The organism is Lunatimonas sp., from assembly GCF_020832325.1.
Classification (GTDB): domain Bacteria; phylum Bacteroidota; class Bacteroidia; order Cytophagales; family Cyclobacteriaceae; genus Lunatimonas.
In genome coordinates this window covers 21,953-40,723 of sequence record NZ_JAFIEU010000003.1, presented here as the reverse complement: position 1 = coordinate 40,723, position 18,771 = coordinate 21,953, and the positions used below count along the sequence as shown (strand labels likewise).

18 protein-coding genes are annotated in these 18,771 nt (G+C 47.2%); 12 read left to right on the top strand and 6 right to left on the bottom strand.

Annotated elements, in window-relative coordinates; all coding sequences use genetic code 11:
• The first annotated feature begins 280 nt into the window (after nt 1-280).
• Entirely contained in the window at nt 281-976 is a 696-nt protein-coding gene (locus tag JJU34_RS00935) for a sugar transferase (protein ID WP_228690435.1), read from the top strand.
• A gap of 45 nt (nt 977-1,021) precedes the next feature.
• Here the strand turns inward: JJU34_RS00935 and cysQ are convergent, their stop codons facing one another.
• The 5 genes from cysQ to JJU34_RS00910 form a co-directional block, all read right to left on the bottom strand.
• Nucleotides 1,022-1,801: a 3'(2'),5'-bisphosphate nucleotidase CysQ gene (gene cysQ / locus JJU34_RS00930; RefSeq protein WP_228690434.1), complete on the bottom strand. Its 780-nt coding sequence runs from the start codon at nt 1,799-1,801 to the stop codon at nt 1,022-1,024.
• A 7-nt stretch (nt 1,802-1,808) separates the two neighbouring features.
• Entirely contained in the window at nt 1,809-3,068 is a 1,260-nt protein-coding gene (cysN, locus tag JJU34_RS00925) for a sulfate adenylyltransferase subunit CysN (protein WP_228690433.1), read from the bottom strand.
• Nucleotides 3,069-3,175: 107 nt separating this feature from the next.
• The gene (gene cysD / locus JJU34_RS00920) at nt 3,176-4,081 is read right to left on the bottom strand and encodes a sulfate adenylyltransferase subunit CysD (protein ID WP_228690432.1); all 906 of its coding nucleotides are present in this window, start codon (nt 4,079-4,081) and stop codon (nt 3,176-3,178) included.
• A gap of 1 nt (nt 4,082) precedes the next feature.
• On the bottom strand, nt 4,083-4,676 hold the full coding sequence (cysC, locus tag JJU34_RS00915) for an adenylyl-sulfate kinase (protein WP_228690431.1): 594 nt from the start codon (nt 4,674-4,676) through the stop codon (nt 4,083-4,085).
• Nucleotides 4,677-4,711: 35 nt separating this feature from the next.
• Entirely contained in the window at nt 4,712-6,493 is a 1,782-nt protein-coding gene (locus JJU34_RS00910) for an SLC13 family permease (RefSeq protein ID WP_228690430.1), read from the bottom strand.
• Nucleotides 6,494-6,711: 218 nt separating this feature from the next.
• On the opposite strand from JJU34_RS00910, the gene JJU34_RS00905 reads away from it, so the two are divergent.
• The 3 genes from JJU34_RS00905 (at nt 6,712) to JJU34_RS00895 (ending at nt 9,535) form a co-directional block, all read left to right on the top strand.
• On the top strand, nt 6,712-7,656 hold the full coding sequence (locus JJU34_RS00905; protein WP_228690429.1) for a metallophosphoesterase: 945 nt from the start codon (nt 6,712-6,714) through the stop codon (nt 7,654-7,656).
• Between the two features lie 28 nt (nt 7,657-7,684).
• Nucleotides 7,685-8,647 (top strand): AraD1 family protein, encoded by a 963-nt coding sequence (gene araD1, locus JJU34_RS00900; RefSeq protein WP_228690428.1) that lies wholly within the window; start codon nt 7,685-7,687, stop codon nt 8,645-8,647.
• 144 nt (nt 8,648-8,791) lie between these two features.
• Nucleotides 8,792-9,535, top strand: a complete 744-nt coding sequence (locus JJU34_RS00895; protein ID WP_228690427.1) for a polyprenol monophosphomannose synthase — start codon at nt 8,792-8,794, stop codon at nt 9,533-9,535.
• Nucleotides 9,536-9,647: 112 nt separating this feature from the next.
• On the opposite strand, the gene JJU34_RS00890 is transcribed toward JJU34_RS00895, so the two are convergent.
• Nucleotides 9,648-10,868 carry an FtsX-like permease family protein gene (locus JJU34_RS00890; protein ID WP_228690426.1) on the bottom strand — a complete coding sequence of 407 codons (1,221 nt, stop codon included), beginning with the start codon at nt 10,866-10,868 and terminating at the stop codon, nt 9,648-9,650.
• 38 nt (nt 10,869-10,906) lie between these two features.
• On the opposite strand from JJU34_RS00890, the gene JJU34_RS00885 reads away from it, so the two are divergent.
• From JJU34_RS00885 to ligA, 8 genes are all read left to right on the top strand, one after another.
• Nucleotides 10,907-12,121: an exo-beta-N-acetylmuramidase NamZ domain-containing protein gene (locus JJU34_RS00885; RefSeq protein WP_228690425.1), complete on the top strand. Its 1,215-nt coding sequence runs from the start codon at nt 10,907-10,909 to the stop codon at nt 12,119-12,121.
• Nucleotides 12,122-12,124: 3 nt separating this feature from the next.
• Nucleotides 12,125-13,048: a methionyl-tRNA formyltransferase gene (gene fmt / locus JJU34_RS00880; protein WP_228690424.1), complete on the top strand. Its 924-nt coding sequence runs from the start codon at nt 12,125-12,127 to the stop codon at nt 13,046-13,048.
• A gap of 90 nt (nt 13,049-13,138) precedes the next feature.
• Nucleotides 13,139-13,687, top strand: a complete 549-nt coding sequence (locus JJU34_RS00875) for an RNA polymerase sigma factor (protein ID WP_228690423.1) — start codon at nt 13,139-13,141, stop codon at nt 13,685-13,687.
• A 32-nt stretch (nt 13,688-13,719) separates the two neighbouring features.
• On the top strand, nt 13,720-14,097 hold the full coding sequence (locus JJU34_RS00870) for a hypothetical protein (protein ID WP_228690422.1): 378 nt from the start codon (nt 13,720-13,722) through the stop codon (nt 14,095-14,097).
• 3 nt (nt 14,098-14,100) lie between these two features.
• Nucleotides 14,101-14,553, top strand: coding sequence for a Spy/CpxP family protein refolding chaperone (locus tag JJU34_RS00865; RefSeq protein WP_228690421.1), 453 nt, complete (start codon nt 14,101-14,103; stop codon nt 14,551-14,553).
• 107 nt (nt 14,554-14,660) lie between these two features.
• Nucleotides 14,661-15,989, top strand: a complete 1,329-nt coding sequence (gene xseA, locus JJU34_RS00860) for an exodeoxyribonuclease VII large subunit (protein WP_228690420.1) — start codon at nt 14,661-14,663, stop codon at nt 15,987-15,989.
• A complete protein-coding gene (gene xseB, locus JJU34_RS00855; RefSeq protein WP_228690419.1) occupies nt 15,967-16,164 on the top strand; it encodes an exodeoxyribonuclease VII small subunit in 198 nt (65 codons plus the stop codon). The genes xseA and xseB overlap by 23 nt, the downstream gene beginning before the upstream one ends.
• A gap of 50 nt (nt 16,165-16,214) precedes the next feature.
• A complete protein-coding gene (gene ligA, locus JJU34_RS00850) occupies nt 16,215-18,686 on the top strand; it encodes an NAD-dependent DNA ligase LigA (protein WP_228690418.1) in 2,472 nt (823 codons plus the stop codon).
• Nucleotides 18,687-18,771: the final 85 nt, after the last annotated feature.

The following is an 18,771-nucleotide window of genomic DNA, read 5'->3' as shown; positions in this document are numbered from 1 at the left end:
TACGTTGATCAGAGATTTTTTTTACTGACCTACGTATGGCATATTGCTTCCAGATTGAACTTTTGTCCCACTTTTATTCTGAAAAAAACTTTCCACACATTAGCAAATTTCACCAACCCATTTACAGCTTTTACGTACTAGTAGGTAATTTAAAGGCAAAATTTTCAATAATCCCAAAAATCCACGTATCTTTAAATTCCATTTTAGAAAAGTCAAAAAATACAGCATAATTTAACAATTCTGAATCTTACGGGGTTTTAATAGGAAATTTTAACGTTTTATGCAAAAAGTCTTTGCCAGGGTAGAAGAGGAAGAATATTGTAGAGACCTAGAGGACCAATTTTTCAGCGACAATACGGCTTTATTGTTATCCCCAAGAGTCAGTGAAAGCCTCTCGAAGCGAATAATGGATGTGTCCATTTCCCTAGGTTTGTTGGTATTTGTGCTTTCATGGCTTTATCCAATCGTGTGGTTGCTCATCAAAAGCACTTCCAAGGGCCCCGTTATTTTCAAACAGCTACGACACGGAAAGGACAATATCCCTTTCTACTGTTATAAGTTTCGGACCCTCAGGCTGAATCCAGAAGCAGATTATCGTCAAACCTCCATCAACGATCCTCGCATCACCCCCATCGGCCGTATACTGCGTAGGAGTAGCATCGATGAGCTTCCCCAAATCTTTAATGTATTGAAAGGAGAAATGTCCATCGTCGGTCCACGGCCTCATCCGCTTTTGCTAAACGACATATACTCCAAAGAGCACCGTCACCTAATGAAACGTCACGTGGTAAAGCCGGGAATCACCGGATTGGCGCAGGCCAAGGGATATCGAGGCGCAATTCGTGAAAGCCGACAGATGTCTTCCAGGTTAAAACTTGACTTTTTTTACATCAAAAAAGGGACGGTATGGATGGATTTGATTATTATCTTTTGGACAGCAAAACTCATTTTATTAAAAAATGACAATGCTTGTTAACTAATAACGCAACTCCAACTACACCGCCCCAAGCCCAACTCCAATTTATCCAGGCAGGGTGCCCGTATTAAAGCAAATAAAATACGGGTTCAAAAGCTGTTCTTTGTTGTACTGCAAGGGTTCAGTCCCATTGGCTAGTACCACCTCTGCCCCTAAGGCCTTCAAAACGCCATGGGCAGCCGCTGTATCCCATTCCATCGTGGGGGCAAAACGGGGATAAACCTGCGCTTTATCCTCAGCAACCAATAGAAATTTCAGCGATGACCCCATACTAATCACATCTACACTAGGAAACTTATCCAGAAAAGCCTGTGTCTCCTCGTTCAGATGGGAACGGCTCGCTACGATCGTCTGTACGTGGGTACGATCCGGTAGGTTCAATTTCACCGGTAAGGCCTCTCCCACTTGCTTCCAAGCTCCATCCGCTCCATTGCCCCAGTACAGCCAATCTAAGACAGGTGCATATACCACCCCCAAAATGGGCTGACCGGTATGAATCAGCGCGATATTTACGGTAAACTCCCCATTTTTTCGGATAAATTCCTTTGTTCCATCCAAGGGATCTACCATCCAAAAAAAGTCCCACTGGGAACGTTCCGTGTAGGGTATGTCCTTGCCTTCTTCAGATAATACCGGGATACCGGTTTCATGAAGAAACTCCATGATGACGTGGTGTGCAGCTTGGTCAGCCTTCGTCAACGGCGAATCATCCTTCTTGTAGGCTATTTCAACGTCTGCCGTTTCGTATATCTCCAGTATTTTTTCTCCGGCTGCATGTGCTGCGCGCTTGGCTACCTCCGTAAGTGCTTGTAGGTCGATTTCCATATAGACTTTAAATTATCATACCTGCGGCCATGGTCTCATTGGTATTTGGATCTACCAGAATAAGGCTACCCGTCTGTCTGTTTCTTCTGTAGGAATCAAAAAATAATGGCTGAGCGGCTCGAATACTTACCCTGCCGATTTCATTCAGGCCCAATTCAGAAATCTCCTCTTCACGGTGGAGGGTATTTACGTTCACACGATACTGTATATCTTTAACCATAGCCTGACACTCCTGCGTGGTATGCCTCAAAATAAACTTCGTCCTTCCTTGCAAAGGACGTTGGTTCATCCAGCAAAGCATCACTTCCAAGTCCTGACCTACTTGCGGGACGTTATTCGGCCGGACGAGCATGTCTCCTCGGCTGATGTCGATTTCATCCGCTAGGGTGATGGTGACAGACATCGGTGCAAAGGCCTCCTGTATTTGTTCGCCGTTCAGCTCTATAGTCTTTATCTTCGACGTAAAACCGGACGGGAGCACCTTCACCTCATCACCGGGCTTAAAGATACCTCCCTCAATTCTGCCTGCATAGCCTCGGAAATCCTGATGCTCTAAGGTATGGGGACGGATTACCATTTGAACCGGAAACCTGCAGTCAATGTGGTTGAGGTCTGAGGCAATGTGCACATGCTCCAATAGGTAAAGTAGCGTGGAGCCCTCATACCAAAGCATATTTTTGGACCGATCCACCACATTGTCACCGTTCAGCGCGGATATAGGCACAAACTGAACATCTTTGATGTCCATCTTACTGGAAAATGCCTTGTAATCCTTGACGATCTTTTCGTACACCTCTTCGCTGTAATCCACCAAATCCATCTTATTGATGCATACAATGACATGAGGGATTTTAAGCAAAGAGGCGATAAACGAGTGCCTGAAGGTTTGCTCGAGCAAACCCTTTCGCGCGTCTACCAAAATGATGGCTAGGTTTGCCGTAGATGCACCGGTTACCATATTACGGGTGTACTGGATGTGGCCCGGCGTATCAGCGATGATAAATTTTCGCTTGGGAGTGGCAAAGTACCTGTAAGCGACATCGATGGTGATCCCCTGTTCCCGCTCTGACTTTAGTCCGTCTGTGAGAAGAGACAAATCAACGTAATCAAAACCTTTCTTCTGGCTGGATGATTTGACTGCCTCTATCTGATCTTCAAAAATCGATTTGGAGTCGTATAATAAGCGCCCGATCAATGTGCTCTTTCCGTCATCCACTGATCCGGCTGTGGTGAATCTTAATATCTGATTGTTTTCTTGAATTGCCATTAGTCTATCATTATTTAAAGAACTGTCAAAAGAATAAGCCTATTACCTTTTGGAAAGGAGCGGCCCTTGTAGGCCAAACCACCCGATTTTCTTATCCTTAGCACGGGCTAGAAATACCCGCTCTTTTTGCGATCCTCCATTGCCGTTTCCCCGCGCTTGTCGTCTGCCCGTGTTCCCCTTTCGGTAGTACGGGTGGTGGCTACTTCCTCAATGATCTTATGTAGGTCATCTGCCTCCGACTCCACTGCACCGGTAATCGGCATATCCCCGCAGGTTCGGTAGCGCACGGTCATCGTCCTCACCTCTTCGTGTGGTTGCACTTTGATAAATTCCGAATTGGCCAAAATCACCCCATCCCGGACAACGCATTCACGCTGATGGGAAAAATATAGCGAAGGAAGGGGAATATTCTCATATTGGATATACTGCCAAACATCCATCTCCGTCCAGTTGGAAATAGGAAACACACGGAAATGTTCCCCCATGTGCTTGCGGCCATTAAAAAGATTCCATAACTCTGGACGCTGATTTTTGGGATCCCACTGCCCAAATTCGTCCCTATGGGAAAAGAAACGTTCCTTTGCCCTGGCTTTCTCCTCATCCCGCCGGGCACCGCCCATAGCTGCGTCGATTTTATGCGCTTCCAGGGTATCTAATAAGGTGACGGTTTGCAAAGCATTTCTGCTGGCGTTTACGCCTGTCTCTTCCCGTACCCTGCCTTTGTCTATACTCTCCTGCACCGAGCCGACAATCAACTGCACACCCAAGCTCGCTACGAGCGAATCCCGAAACTCGATGGTTTCCGGGAAATTGTGACCCGTATCTATGTGGATCAACGGAAAAGGGATACGCGAAGGATAAAATGCCTTTTTGGATAAATGGGCCAAAACGATACTGTCCTTTCCCCCGGAAAATAGCAATGCCTGCTTTTCAAACTGGGAAACAACCTCCCGAATGACGAAAATGGCCTCTGCTTCCAGTTCCTTTAAATGCGATAAATAATATTGTCCCATATTAACGATTGATTTTTGGCTGTATAGCCTGTACGATATTTTTAATTGAATCCTCTAGCCGGTCTTCCGCTGTTTTAATGACCATAAACGGGTTCAGGGGTGCCTCATAAGGAGATCCTATCCCCGTAAAGTCTTTGATCAACCCCTTGCGTGCTTTTTGATACAGCCCCTTCACATCCCGCTGTTCACATACCTCCAACGGACAATCCACAAAAACCTCGAGGAAATTTTCTGGGCCTACTAGGTTTTTGATAATTCCTCTATCGGAAATAAACGGCGAAATAAACGCGGAAAGCACAATCAATCCGGCGTCCAACATCAGCCTGCTTACCTCGCCAATTCTGCGGATATTTTCAACCCGGTCGCTGTCCGAAAAGGTAAGGTCCTTGTTTAGGCCAGTACGTATGTTGTCTCCATCTAGTAGATAGGTATGAAAACCCTGTTGATGCAGTGCAAACTCCACGCCGTTGGCTAGTGTGGATTTGCCCGAACCGGACAACCCCGTAAACCAAAGCAAACGGGGATGCTGGCCGAGTGCCTGAATCCGAGCGGCCTGGGATACTTTAAATTCAGTAGGATGGATGTCTTCCTGCATATTCCGATTCGTTATTTATAATTTCTTCCTTATTCTCAACCTATCCCGTAGTACCAACGGACAAAAAGCAGCACCGTAGCCGAATACAATATCGTCAAAGGCAGACCCACCTTGAAATAATCTTTGAACTTGTAATTTCCCGGCCCCATGACCATTAGATTCGTTTGATAGCCAATGGGTGTCATGAAATCTCCGGAAGCGGCAAAGGCAATGGTGACAAAGAAAGGTGTCAGGGGTAACCCCAATTGGGTACCCATCTCCAACGCCAACGGAAACATAATGGAAACCGCCGCCGCATTTGTGATCAAGCTGGTAAGCAACAGCGTGAGAACAAACAAAACCACCAATGATAGCATCCCCCCTGATCCGTTGGTAAGCCACAAAATTCCCTCAGCTAGTAAATTAGCTGCCCCTGAATTTTTCAACGCCGTACCGATCGCCAAAGAGCTTACCAAAATCAAAAGCAAGTCAAGGTCTACGGATTTCCGTAGGGTCGCCAAATTTAATACTTTAAAAACATATAAAATAATAATGCCCGTAAAAGCCGCCATGAACAAATCCATTACACCTACAATGCCCAATATCAAAATTACAATGGCCAATAGGCTAGGTAATTTCTTGCCCTTCTTTCGTTCGGGCTGTATTTCGCCCTGAAGCGTGATGATGATCAAATCTTTGGGCTGATCACTTTGTAGGCTGTTTTTTCCAGTCAACATCAACAGCAGATCCCCTGCCTGTAAACGGGTCTCACCAATGTTTCCCTTGATGATTTCTCCGTTTCGATGGATGGAAATGATGGATGCCTGATACCGCTTACGGAAATCACTGTTCTTCACCTTTTCCCCGATCAACGAAGAGGATGCCGGAACTACCGCCTCCGTGAGTTGAAAAAATGCATTCTGAGTTACATGGCTCTCTTCCGGCAATGTCAGCCCATTTTCCTCTTGGATTAGCGTTAAGATTGCCTTGGTATTCCCAGTGAAAAATAGCTTATCCCCGGCCCGCAATACCTCTTTGGGTGAAACAGGGGAAATTTCCTGTCCATCCCTCGATATCTCCGCCAAAAAAATCTCCTTTAGGTTCCGTAAACCAGCCTCTTTGACGGTCTTACCGGCCATCTTCGATCCATCCGGAACATAGGTCTCCACCACGTATTCGTTCAAATGCTGAATGACTTCGCTTTTGTTTTCCTCTCGGTCAGGCAGCAGGTAATGGGAAAAGAATCCCAGATAAATTACGCCAACTACAGTCACCAATAGCCCTAAAAACAAAAAGTCCGCAAAACCGAGTATCGGTAGGTTGTATTGGCTGATAAGCCCATTAAGCACCAGATTGGTCGACGTTCCGATTACGGTAATCATGCCACCCAAAATGGTGGAGTAAGATAACGGAATCAAAAACTTAGATGCAGGGTACTTATTAACCGCCGCCCATTCCTTCACATAAGGTATCATAAAAGCTACCACTGGCGTATTGTTCAACACCGCAGATAGACTGCTTACTAACACCATCATCCGAATCCTAAACGCTCCTGGGCCTAACTTTTGACTGAATAGCCGGAAGAAAAAACCAGTTCCAATATTGCGCTGTATCCCGGCTGTCAACCCGATAAGCAAAAAAATTACCATGATCTGTTTATTGGCCAAACCAGCCAAAAACTCCTCCGGCCGAATGATCTGTAGAATCAGAAACACAAAAGCGGTGATCAAGAAGGCAAAAGCAGCACGGAGGTAGTCCTTATACAGGACAACCACCAAGGCAATCACCAACAAAATGGTAATGATTTCAGAAAAATACATAGCCAGAAACGAAGCCACCAAATTATTGGATAAATGACATAAATGCTACGAGATTGAGGATAACCCCGCATATTTTTTTAAACCCCACAAACCTAACAGTTTTTATAGGGTAATAAAAACTTTGGCGTAAAATAATTTTTCACCTTTCTCTTTTCCTCGTATCTCAACCCTTTTACCCCCTACATCCCCTCATTTTTCAAAAAAACCCGTAATTTTAAATTCCATTCAATAGACACATGAAATCGAGCCTACTTTCCTTGCTAGTCGGTATTGCCCTCTATTTAAGCTCCTGTATGCCCTCCGAGCAGGGTTCGTTTGAGTTTATGGTGATAGGAGATGTCCCTTACCACCTTCCGGAGGATTTTTCCAGATTCGAACAAATGGTTCAGGCCATCAACGACTACGGCCCTGCATTTACGATCCACGTGGGAGATATCAAATCCGGTAGCACCCCATGTACCGACGAGTATTTTGAGCAGATCAGGGGGTACTTTAGCGATTTCGAACAGCCACTGATGTATACGCCCGGCGACAACGAATGGACCGATTGCCACCGACCGGCATGTGGCGAATACGATCCGGAGGAACGCCTGGACAAACTTCGCCAACTGTTCTTTTCCGATGGCAAAAGCCAAGGAAAGAATCCCCAACCACTGCATACCCAAAACACCTACGAGGGCTTTGAGAAGTTTGTCGAAAATGCCATGTGGGACAAGGACCGTATTTCCTTTGCAACGATCCACGTGGTGGGTTCCAATAATAACCTAAAACTGGATAGCTTGGCGCTAAACGACGAGTTCTACGAACGGGAAATGGCTTCTCTATTCTGGCTGAACAGGGTGTTTGACTCGGCCATCGAACAAAACCACAGTGGAATCGTCCTAGCCATCCACGCAGGCCTTAACTACCCAAGCCAGGAGGATACCAACGGCCATTTATCCTTTGTAAACCTCCTACGGGAGCGGGTATCCACATTTGAAAAACCCGTGCTATTACTTTATGGAGATTTTCACAAATTCATGGTGGACAAACCCTTGGTGGATGCCCAGCGAAAAGTGATTACCAACTTCACCCAGGTTCAGACCTTCGGTGATCGGGATATGCATGCGGTACGCATTCGGGTAAACCCGGCTAACCCAAACCTGTTTGAGATTCATCAGCACTTTGTAGACGGAAACTGACTCCAAAAACCTACGAAACCCTAAACCTATGAGACTGATCCAATTCAGAGACGAATCCAACCTCACCCGCGTAGGGCGCGTATCCGGAGAGCGGATACAATTACTGGAGGGTATAGCATCCCTATACGCGCTGGTTCAAACGCATTTTGATACCGGTAAGTCATTGGAACACCTTGTAGAGGAAATGATCGCAGATGCTTCGGAAGACTACGAAACCCTGCTAGCCAACAATCGCCTGGAAGTGCCACTCTCCCACCCGGATCCGTACCATACATGGGTCACCGGTACCGGGCTTACCCACTTGGGTAGCGCCACCTCCCGGGACAGCATGCATCAAAAACTTCAGCTGACGGATCCCGATGAACTGACGGACTCCATGAAGATGGTTCGAATGGGTCTGGAAGGAGGAAAAATGCAGGGTGAAATACCTGGAGTACAACCGGAATGGTTTTACAAGGGCAATGGCCTGATGGTTGTAGCGCCGGGTCAACCGCTGCAAGCTCCGGCATTTGCGCTGGACGGCGGCGAGGAACCGGAGATCGTCGGGATTTATGTCAATAGACCGGATGGAACTCCCTTTCGGGTTGGATTTGCAGTAGGTAATGAGTTTTCAGACCACAAAATGGAAAAGATCAACTACCTCTACCTCGCCCATTCCAAACTGCGCCCATGTTCTTACGGCCCGGAGATTTTGATAGGTGAACTACCCAAGCATCTCGTAGGGACCTGTAGCGTAAAAGAGGGTACCCGGACGATCTGGGAAAAGGAGTTTCTGACCGGAGAAGCCAATATGAGTCATAATATCCAAAACCTGGAACACCATCATTTTAAGTATGAACTTTTCCGTCAGCCGGGAGACGTTCATGTGCATTACTTCGGGACCTCTGTGTTGAGCTTTGCAGACGGCATCAGCCTTCGGGATGGTCAGCGATTTGAAATCGAAATCCCGTCACTCGGTAAACCCCTGATCAATCCATTTAAGCAACTGTAAGGTGTTTAATTTCCCCAAGAATAGAGGCAGTGTGTTCCAACTACGACTTTCCTTCCGTGTTGTTTTGGACGAAGTTTGCATATTTTAACTGCCTTTCGTCTTGAATCCCCCGGGTTAAACACTATTTTTGTCGTTTATTTCCCTATGAAAAGCGACAAACTGGTCATAATTCCTACCTATAACGAGATCGAAAACATCTCGGAAATGATCCATGCAGTCATGGGCCTAGAGGGAAACTATCACCTGCTAGTCATCGACGATCAGTCCCCCGACGGAACCGCCCAACAAGTAAAGAAAGAACAGAAAACCTTCTCAGAACGTCTGTTTCTGTTGCAACGGGAAGGGAAGCTTGGCTTAGGAACTGCCTATATCGAGGGGTTTCAGTATGCACTCGCCCGAAATTACGACTATATTTTTGAAATGGATGCGGACTTTTCGCACAACCCTGCGGATATTCCCAGACTCTATGAAGCCTGTGCCAACGGCGGTTGCGACATGGCTATTGGGTCTAGGTACATCACAGGAGTCAATGTGGTCAATTGGCCCATGGGTAGGGTCCTCATGTCTTTTTTTGCGAGCAAATACGTGCAATTCATCACGGGAATTCCCATCCGCGACACCACGGCTGGGTTTGTCTGCTACCGGCAAGAAGTCCTTAGAGCGATAGATTTGGAAAAAATCAAATTTATCGGCTACGCGTTTCAGATAGAAATGAAGTTTACCGCCTGGAAGCTTGGCTTCCGGGTAAAGGAAATACCTATCATCTTTACCGATAGAACCAAAGGAACCTCCAAAATGTCCAAGCATATCTTTCGCGAGGCTATCTTTGGCGTAATTTACATGAAAATAAAGAGTTTTTTCAGAGGCTATCAACCTGCCAATGCGTAGCATCCGGCCTCCCAAAGCCTTTATCCAAGTAACCAATACGATAAACTAACTAGTTTTTTGGCTTTAGCTTTCAGGCGTAGTTACCTAGAGACGCTCGATGGTTGGCTTCCTCTTAATCAAACCGTATGGACTTTATGGGATTCACATTGGCGATGATCATGGCAGGAATAAAGAGTACCGAGGTGGTAATGACCAAAATCAGCAGGTTAAGTCCCAAAAACATCGGCCAATCCCAAAATACCGGCACAAAAGACATGTAATAACTTTCCGGATCCAGGGTGATTAAACGGGTCTTATCCTGAATATATCCAAACCCGAAGCCGATCAGGTTTCCGATCAACATCCCCCGTCCGATGATTCGTAAGCCATTCCAAACGAATATCCTTCGGATCTGATGATTCTTGGCCCCCAACGCTTTGAGAATGCCAATCATTTGGGTTCGCTCCATGATCAAAATAAAGAGGATGGATACCATATTGAAAGCGGCGACGAACAGGATCAGCCCCAGAAAAACATAGACATTATTATTGAGTAGCTCCAACCAGTCAAAGATCTGCAGGTACTTGTCGGTAGCCTTCACCAGTTTTAGGTCATAATCCATTAGGTCGTAAAGCTGCATCGCATACCGATCTATATGGGCTTTGTTGTCCACAAACACCTCAAATCCTCCTACCTCGTCCGATTCCCAGTCATTCAGCACACGTATCGTTTGAATGTCACCTAAAATAACCTTATCGTCAAAATCCTCCAAAAACGTTTCGTACAACCCCACCACCTCAAACCTTCGGAACCTCGGGGGATCCTGTACGAAATACATCGTGATCCGCTCCCCCACATCCAACAGAAGCTTCCTAGCTATCTTGGTGCTCAGGATAATTTCGTTGGAGGCCACACCCTCCTCCGGGAACTGGATGAACCGACCTTTCACCAAAGAAGTCGAAAAGGTCAGGGTGTCAAAATCTGGACCAACGCCTTTAAGAATAACCCCCTCCACCTCTTCGTCACCCTTTAGCAGACCTGGCTTGGTCGCGTAACTCTGCACGTGGCGTATGTAATCGTGATTAGGGTACTCGGTAAAAAAATAGCTATCCTTGCTAGTAGGCGATTCCTCCAATGATTTGGACATCACAAAGCGGTGTATCTGGTAGTGTCCGGTAAACGAAAAGACCTTCTCAGAAATCACCGATTGAAACCCTCCCAAGATCATAAACGAAATGATCATAATCGCTAAGCCAATCGCTATACTCGCGACAGCTATTCGATGAATCGTGCCGGTAAATCCGCCGGTTCGTTTAAAACTAATTCTTTTAGCAATGAAGTAGGAAAGGTTCAATGAGATCGTTTATTTTGTTAGAAGAAACGCAAATTACAATGAAGCACCTAAAGATAATACTTCTCGCGGCAATTTTGTTCGGTAACCTCACCCATTGTCAAAGCAAGGGTGTTTCTGACTCAGAATCACAAAAAACCGAAGCAGTCCAAGCTGATGCCACGATTCTTCCTGCCGCCGACCGACCAGAGGCATACCTTCCACTGATAGCAGGAAAAAGGGTGGCCTTGGCGGTTAATCAGACCAGCGTGCTGACCTCGCGGGACAACCAACACCTGGTGGACTTCCTGCTACAGGAGGGTGTGAACGTAAAAAAAGTATTTGTTCCGGAACACGGCTTTCGGGGAGATGCGGATGCCGGTGAAATTGTACAAAATGAAATCGACAAAAAAACCGGTTTATCCTTGGTATCTCTGTACGGTGCATCGAAAAAGCCCTCGAAAGAAGCCCTGTCCGATGTGGATGTCGTGATATTTGACATTCAGGATGTGGGAATCCGATTTTATACCTACATCAGTACACTGCACTATCTGATGGAAGCCTGTGCCGAGCAGGGAAAGCCCCTCTTGGTGATGGACCGACCCAATCCAAACGGGGACTACATAGATGGACCTATTCTACAACCGGGTTACACGAGCTTTGTAGGGATGCACCCCATTCCCATTGTGCATGGTCTCACCGTGGGGGAGCTGGCAAAAATGATCAACGGAGAAGGCTGGCTGGAAAAAGGTGTAAAAGCAAACCTTACCGTGGTCGAAGTAGCCAATTGGCACCATCACATGCCCTACGCTTTGCCGGTAAAACCCTCTCCCAACCTTCCCAACGACGTAGCCATCCGATTGTATCCCTCCTTGTGCTTTTTCGAAGGCACCGATGTCAGCTTGGGAAGAGGAACCCACTACCCCTTTCAGGTGTACGGCTACCCGGACCCCTCGTTTGGGGAGTTCACCTTTACCCCGGTAAGCATCCCTGGTATGTCCAAAAACCCACCCCAACAGGACAAGCTATGCTATGGCAAGGACCTACGAAACGAACCCCTTACCCATCGATTTACCCTAAAACACCTCTTGGACGCCTATGGCAAATCGGGGAAAAAAGAAAAGTTTTTCACTAGCTTTTTCGATAAACTGGCCGGAACAGACCAGCTTAGAAAGGATATTTTAGCTGGAAAGACCGAAGCAGAAATCAAAAAATCATGGCAAGCAGGGCTTGCTAGCTACCAGGCCACCCGCCAAAAGTACTTGATTTACCCCTAAACCATGCCGAAAGACCTCCGCATTGTGTACATGGGAACGCCAGAGTTTGCCGTTCCCGCACTGGAACTACTTATCCAAGAAGGATGGAATGTGGTTGCCGTAATCACCGCGCCGGATAAACCCCAGGGACGTGGAAAAAAACTGGGTTCATCTCCTGTAAAAGATTGTGCCCAAAAACACGGAATCCCCATCCTACAGCCCACCAACCTAAAATCCCCGGAGTTTCAGGAAACACTCCGGGAATTTCGGGCTGACTTGCAGGTGGTCGTGGCCTTTCGCATGCTCCCGGAGTCCGTATGGAGCATGCCGCCGATGGGAACCTTTAACCTACATGCATCCCTACTACCCAACTACCGGGGTGCTGCTCCCATCAACTGGGCCATCATCAACGGAGAAAAAGAAACGGGCATCACCACGTTCTTTCTCCAACACGAAATCGATACCGGCAACATCATCCGTCAGGAGCGGGAGCCCATATACGAAGAAGACAACGCCGGAACACTCTACGAGCGCCTTATGCACCGAGGAGCCAAACTGGTAGTACAGACCGTCCGGGATATTGCGGAAGGAACGGTAACTCCCCAACCTCAGGACGATTCCTCACCGGTTAATCATGCGCCCAAGTTATTCAAAGAAACCTGCCAAATAGACTGGAGCAAATCTTCTATAGACATCCACAACCTGATTCGAGGACTTTCCCCATACCCTGCCGCCTGGACCCTATTAAATGGTAAGTCCTGTAAAATCTTTGCTTCAAAACCCCTCGATGAACCTTTGGAAGGACTGGAACCCGGATCCTACGTTTCTGACAATAAAAGCTACCTGCATTTTCAAACCGGCCAGGGTGCATTGGCCATCCTTTCCCTACAGGCAGAAGGAAAGCGCAGGATGTCGGTGGAAGAATTTCTCCGTGGGAACACCGTTTGATTGGGTATGTGAAGCCAGTTTCGTTTCAGCCGATCAGTTAGCTGTCTCAACCGATTAAACCTTTGCCCCTATAACCAGTCTAACCTCCACATGGTGCCTAAAAGTGATGATGAAATTTTGGCGTTGATCAAAAATCCCAAAACCAGGGACAAGGGTTTTCAGCATTTGATGGAAGCCTTTCAAAAGCGGGTATATGGATTGACGCGAAAAATGCTGGTGATCCATGAGGATGCTGACGATGTGGCACAAAACACGTTCATCAAGGCATTTAAAAATATTGATAAGTTTAGCGGCAAGTCGACGCTGTTCACCTGGATTTACCGCATAGCGGTAAATGAAAGCCTAAACTTTCTGGAGAAAAAGAAAAAGCGCTTCTTTTTTCCCATTGAAGATCATCACGAAGTGATGGAAAACTACTTGGAATCCTCCCCACTCATAGATGGAGATGAAATTCAGCGTATCCTGCAAAAAGCCATCCTTGCCTTACCGGAAAAACAACGGTTGATATTTAACCTTCGGTACTACGAAGACGTAAGCTACGAAGAAATCAGCAAAATCACCGACACATCGGTGGGTGCGCTGAAAGCCAGTTACCACCATGCCGCAAAAAAAATTGAACAACATTTGAAGGTCGAATAAACCTTTAGTCAATTTATCGGTCTAACAAACGTATGATGCAAAACATCCCAAAAAAAGACATCTTCCGCACGCCGGAGGGGTATTTCGAAAACCTGCCCCAAGCAACGCTGAGTAGGTACAAGACGGAGAAGACCAAGCAAATCTGGCTCACTGGCTTATCTGCTGCTGCCATCTTACTGGTTGGCTTGATTTTGGCTGTTTTCAACCCCACGACCGGTGAAGACCCGAACTTCCAAAGTAGTTTAGATGAGACCATGGAGCTGTATATTCAGGCAGGTTACTGGAATGAAGACGATATCCTGTCTCTGAGCGACAATCCAAACGAATTGCTGGATCTCCTACTCGCAGAAGAATGGGGACTGATGGACCTAAGTGAGGAAGAAGAATTATTTGACAACGAAATTTACTGATGCATGCTAGTTAAAAAAATCATCCTATTGAGCTTCATTGCCTTGATGACTGTTCCCGTCATGGCACAACGCAACGAACGGGGAGCTGACCGAGAAAAGTTAGAGGCTGCGAGAGTGGCTTTTATCACCAACCGGCTGAGCTTGACGCCGGACCAAGCTGAAAAGTTCTGGCCCTTGTACAATCAGTACAACGACAAACGTATGGCCATGATGAAGAAAAATCACGAAATCAACAAATCCGCAGAAGAAGGAAGCCTCTCCGATGCGAAAGCGAGCGAACTGATGGCAGAGCGATTTAAGGTTCAGGAAGATATGCTGAAGCTGGAAAAGTCCTTTATGGAGGAAGTCACCTCGGCGATCAGCCCATCCCAGGCCTTTAAGCTCAGCATTGCCAACCGGGACTTTACTCGGCAGCTGTACCAAATGCAACAACGTCGGGGCGGACGTCAAAACTAAAATCCTAAAACCGGTGTGTACACCCGGTTTTTTCCGTTTAGGCCCAATGGCCGTATTTTTATCGAAAAGTTGCCTCTTCTCTCCTCCATTTTTTATTACTTTGCCGTATGCAACCGGCCATCTCCCTACAGAAACTTAACGCCATCATTAAGTCTACTCTGGATGTACATTTGGATCCATCCTATTGGGTTACGGCTGAAATCGGAGAATTTCGGGATTCAGTTCGAGGACATGTCTACCTGGATTTGGTAGAAAAAGAACAGGATCAGCTAGTTGCCAAATTAAGGGCGAATATCTGGTCTTATACCTATCAAGGTATACGCAAACGATTTGAAGATCAGACCGGCGAAAAACTCCGCAGTGGCATGAAAATCCTGGCATTGGTCAATGTACAGTTTCACAAACTGTACGGCTTGAGCCTGACCGTTAAGGATGTAGATCCCACCTATACGATCGGCGAGCGTGCCAAGCGCAGGCAAGAAGTAATCGATAGGCTGACAAAAGAGGGGCTGATAAACCTCAACAAACAGTTTGAGCTGCCGACCGTCCCCCAGCGGGTAGCTGTGATCAGCTCGCAAACGGCTGCCGGTTACGGTGATTTTGTCAATCAACTGGAAAGCAACCCCGAAAGGTACCGAGTCCACTATACCCTTTTCCAAGCTACCATGCAGGGAAAAGACACACCTTCCTCTATCATGGCTGCCCTCCGGCAAATTGAAGAGCGTATATCCATGCACCCGTTTGACTTGGTGGTTATCATCCGAGGAGGCGGTGCCCAAACCGACATGGATAGCTTTGACGACTATCTCCTGGCAAAGGCCATCGCTGAATCTGCGCTACCCGTGGTAACCGGTATCGGTCACGAGCGGGATGAGTGCGTGGCAGACCTGGTAGCCCATACCAAACTAAAAACACCCACCGCGGTTGCCTCCTTTATTCTAGCCGGATTCAAAGCATTTGAGGAAAACCTAAACCTTTGCCTGACCCGATTGGAACGGGGTTGCCTAAACTCCGTCCAGCAAGAAGAACGAGCGCTAAGGGATTTCGATCACCGTTTGCGCCTTACAGCAGCCAATCGCATCCAACTTCAGAGGGAAATCCAAAACCGGATCAGCAGCCGGATTAGCAACCATGCCAAGCACCGTCTGAAACTTCAGCATGTATCTGTTCAGATCTTCGGTAAGGAAGTACGGAAACTAACGGAACGCCGCTTGGAAAAAGCGAGGCTGCTACTGAATCACTCCGAGAAGCACCTGCTCCGTCTGGACCCCAACACCCTGTTGGCCAAAGGATACACCCGTACGGAAAAGAACGGAAAACCGATTCAATCGCAAAACCTACAGGTCGGCGAAGAAATCACGACCATCTCCCTGACCAAACGTATCAAATCCATCATCAACGAAATAGAAACCCATGGAAAATCAGGAGCCCTTTAGCTACGACCAAGCGATGAAGCGGATAGAGGAAATCATCTTCCAGTTAGAGCAGGACGACCGCGGGATAGATGAGCTTGCCGCCATGGTCAAAGAAGCAAGCACACTTGTAAAGAACTGCAAACAAAAGCTGAAAGATACCGAGGAAACCATTTCAAAAGCCTTTGAGGAAGAGTAGGCCATTGCAGGCGAATTGAAAACGCGGGGTACCCATCAAAAACACGTGCCATGACAGAGAAGCATTCCAACCAGGAGGCCAAACACCGGATCGATGAGCTGTCCGAAAAACTAAATTACTACAACCACCTGTATTACCAACAGGATACCAGCGAGGTTTCGGATTTTGAGTTTGATCAGTTGATGGAGGAACTCATCCGCTTGGAGCAAGCCTATCCCGAATTTTTGCAGGAGGACAGTCCCAGCCAACGGGTAGGCGGTACCATCACCAAGCAGTTTGAAACAGCTGAACACACCGTGAGGATGCTATCCCTTGGCAATACCTATTCGGAAGAGGAACTCCGTGCCTTTGATGAACGTGTGGCAAAGGGGCTTGGTCACCGGGATTACCAGTATTTTTGCGAGTTGAAATTTGACGGTGTGGCGATCAGTTTGGTATACGAAGGGGGCAAACTCATCCGTGCCGTGACCCGAGGCGATGGATACCGCGGGGACGTGGTGACTGAAAACGTCAAGACCATCCGAAACATCCCGCTTACCGTCAAAGGGGTAAATCTGCCCGATCGGTTTGAGGTACGTGGAGAAATCTTCCTGCCCAGAAAGGAATTTGAAAAAATAAACGCTGAAAGGGAGGCCAACGGCGAAGCACTGCTGGCTAACCCCCGAAATGCCGCCTCTGGGACTCTCAAAATGCAGGATTCTTCGATCGTGGCCAAACGAAGGCTCAACTGCTACCTGTACCAGCTACTCGGCGACAACCTAGAAGTTGACGCCCACGATCGGGCCATGGAACTGCTCATAGAGTGGGGGTTCAATGTATCACCCACCTTTCAAAACTGTACCGATATCGATGCCGTTTTTGCCTACATCGAACAATGGAAGGAAAAACGCCACTCCCTCCCGGTAGACACCGATGGTGTGGTGCTAAAAGTAAACGACTACGGTCAGCGGGAAGAATTGGGCTTTACAGCCAAAATCCCCCGCTGGGCAATTGCTTTCAAGTACCAAGCAGAAGCAGCCCAGTCTACCCTACTCTCCATAACTTATCAAGTGGGCCGTACCGGTGCGATCACTCCGGTAGCCAACCTAGCGCCGGTACCCCTAGCCGGTACTACCGTGAAACGAGCATCCCTGCACAATGCCAATGAAATCCTCCGCTTGGATCTGCATGAAGGGGATCAGGTCTGGGTCGAAAAAGGCGGCGAGATCATCCCAAAAATCACCCGGGTAGCTGTGGAATCCAGAAAAGAATCGGCCAAGCCAGTTCGGTACCTTACCCATTGCCCGGAATGTGGCAGCGAATTGATCCGGAAAGAAGGAGAAGCTAAGCATTTTTGCCCCAATGCAGCGACCTGCCCTCCCCAAGTATTGGGCAGAATCGAGCATTTTGTATCCAAGCGGGCCATGGACTTGGATTCACTAGGTACCGAGCGGTTACGTGCGCTGATCAATCAGGGGTACGTAGCTAATCCGGCTGACCTCTATGACCTACCTGAAAAAAAACAGCAATTACTAGGGCTAGAGGTCTCCGAAGATCAATACACCAAGGATAGCGAAGGCTTTTTGTATATCGCATTGAACAAAGCGTTATACGCCATTACGGAAGGATTGTCCCTCTCTAACATAGAAAGCTTTCTGCAAGCCACCGAAGAGACCGATACGGCCGGCAAACTGGCTCTTTACGAACAGCACCTACGAAAAAATGGAAAAAAAGTCACAGAAAACATCCACGTGCTAAGCCGGCTTACCAAGGAACTGGAAGCAAAGGCATTTGACTGGATCGAGGATTTTCTCCCCGTCTATGCCGTGCTTCGTGCTTTGGGCAATCTTCCTGCCGAGGTAGACGATGCGCTGGAACAGCGCTGTAGACAGAAAAACTCCGTTCACGATATCCTACAGCCCTACCAGGAAATCCTCCATCCCGACTACTTGGAGCGGATCAAAAAACTCAAAGGCAATACCTTCCAAGACGGTGTGATATCCAATATACTAGACGGAATCAAAAACAGCAAAGAACAGCCCTACGAGAAGGTCCTGTTTGCCCTAGGTATCAGAAATATCGGTGAAAACACCGCCATTCTCCTTGCGGAACATTTTCCTACAATCGAAAAACTGGAAGCAGCCTCGGAAGAAGAACTACTGGAAATCAACGGGGTCGGAGAAACGTTGGTGAGGAGCCTCAAGGACTACTTTCAAGACAAGGGAAACCGCGAAATCATAGACCGATTAAAAAGTCACGGATTGAAATTTGAATCCGTAAGAGAACAGCCTATATTAGTAAGCGCAAAGTTAGCCGGTAAAAAAATATTGGCGTCTGGAAAACTAAACCACTTCAAACGGGATGAAATCATTGACTTCGTGCAATCCCATGGAGGAATCTATGTGAAGTCGGTTTCCAAAGCTCTGGACTTTATCATTGAAGGCGAAGATATGGGACCCAGCAAAAAAGAGAAGGCGGTCAAGCTGGGTATCAAATTGGTATCTGAGGAAGAATTTATGACCATGGTAACGGAAACCGACTGACCATGAGCAAGGATTTACCTAAAACCCGTACCCATCAAGCATTCGACATGCTCCCATAACGTTAATATAACCAAGCAGTACGTGA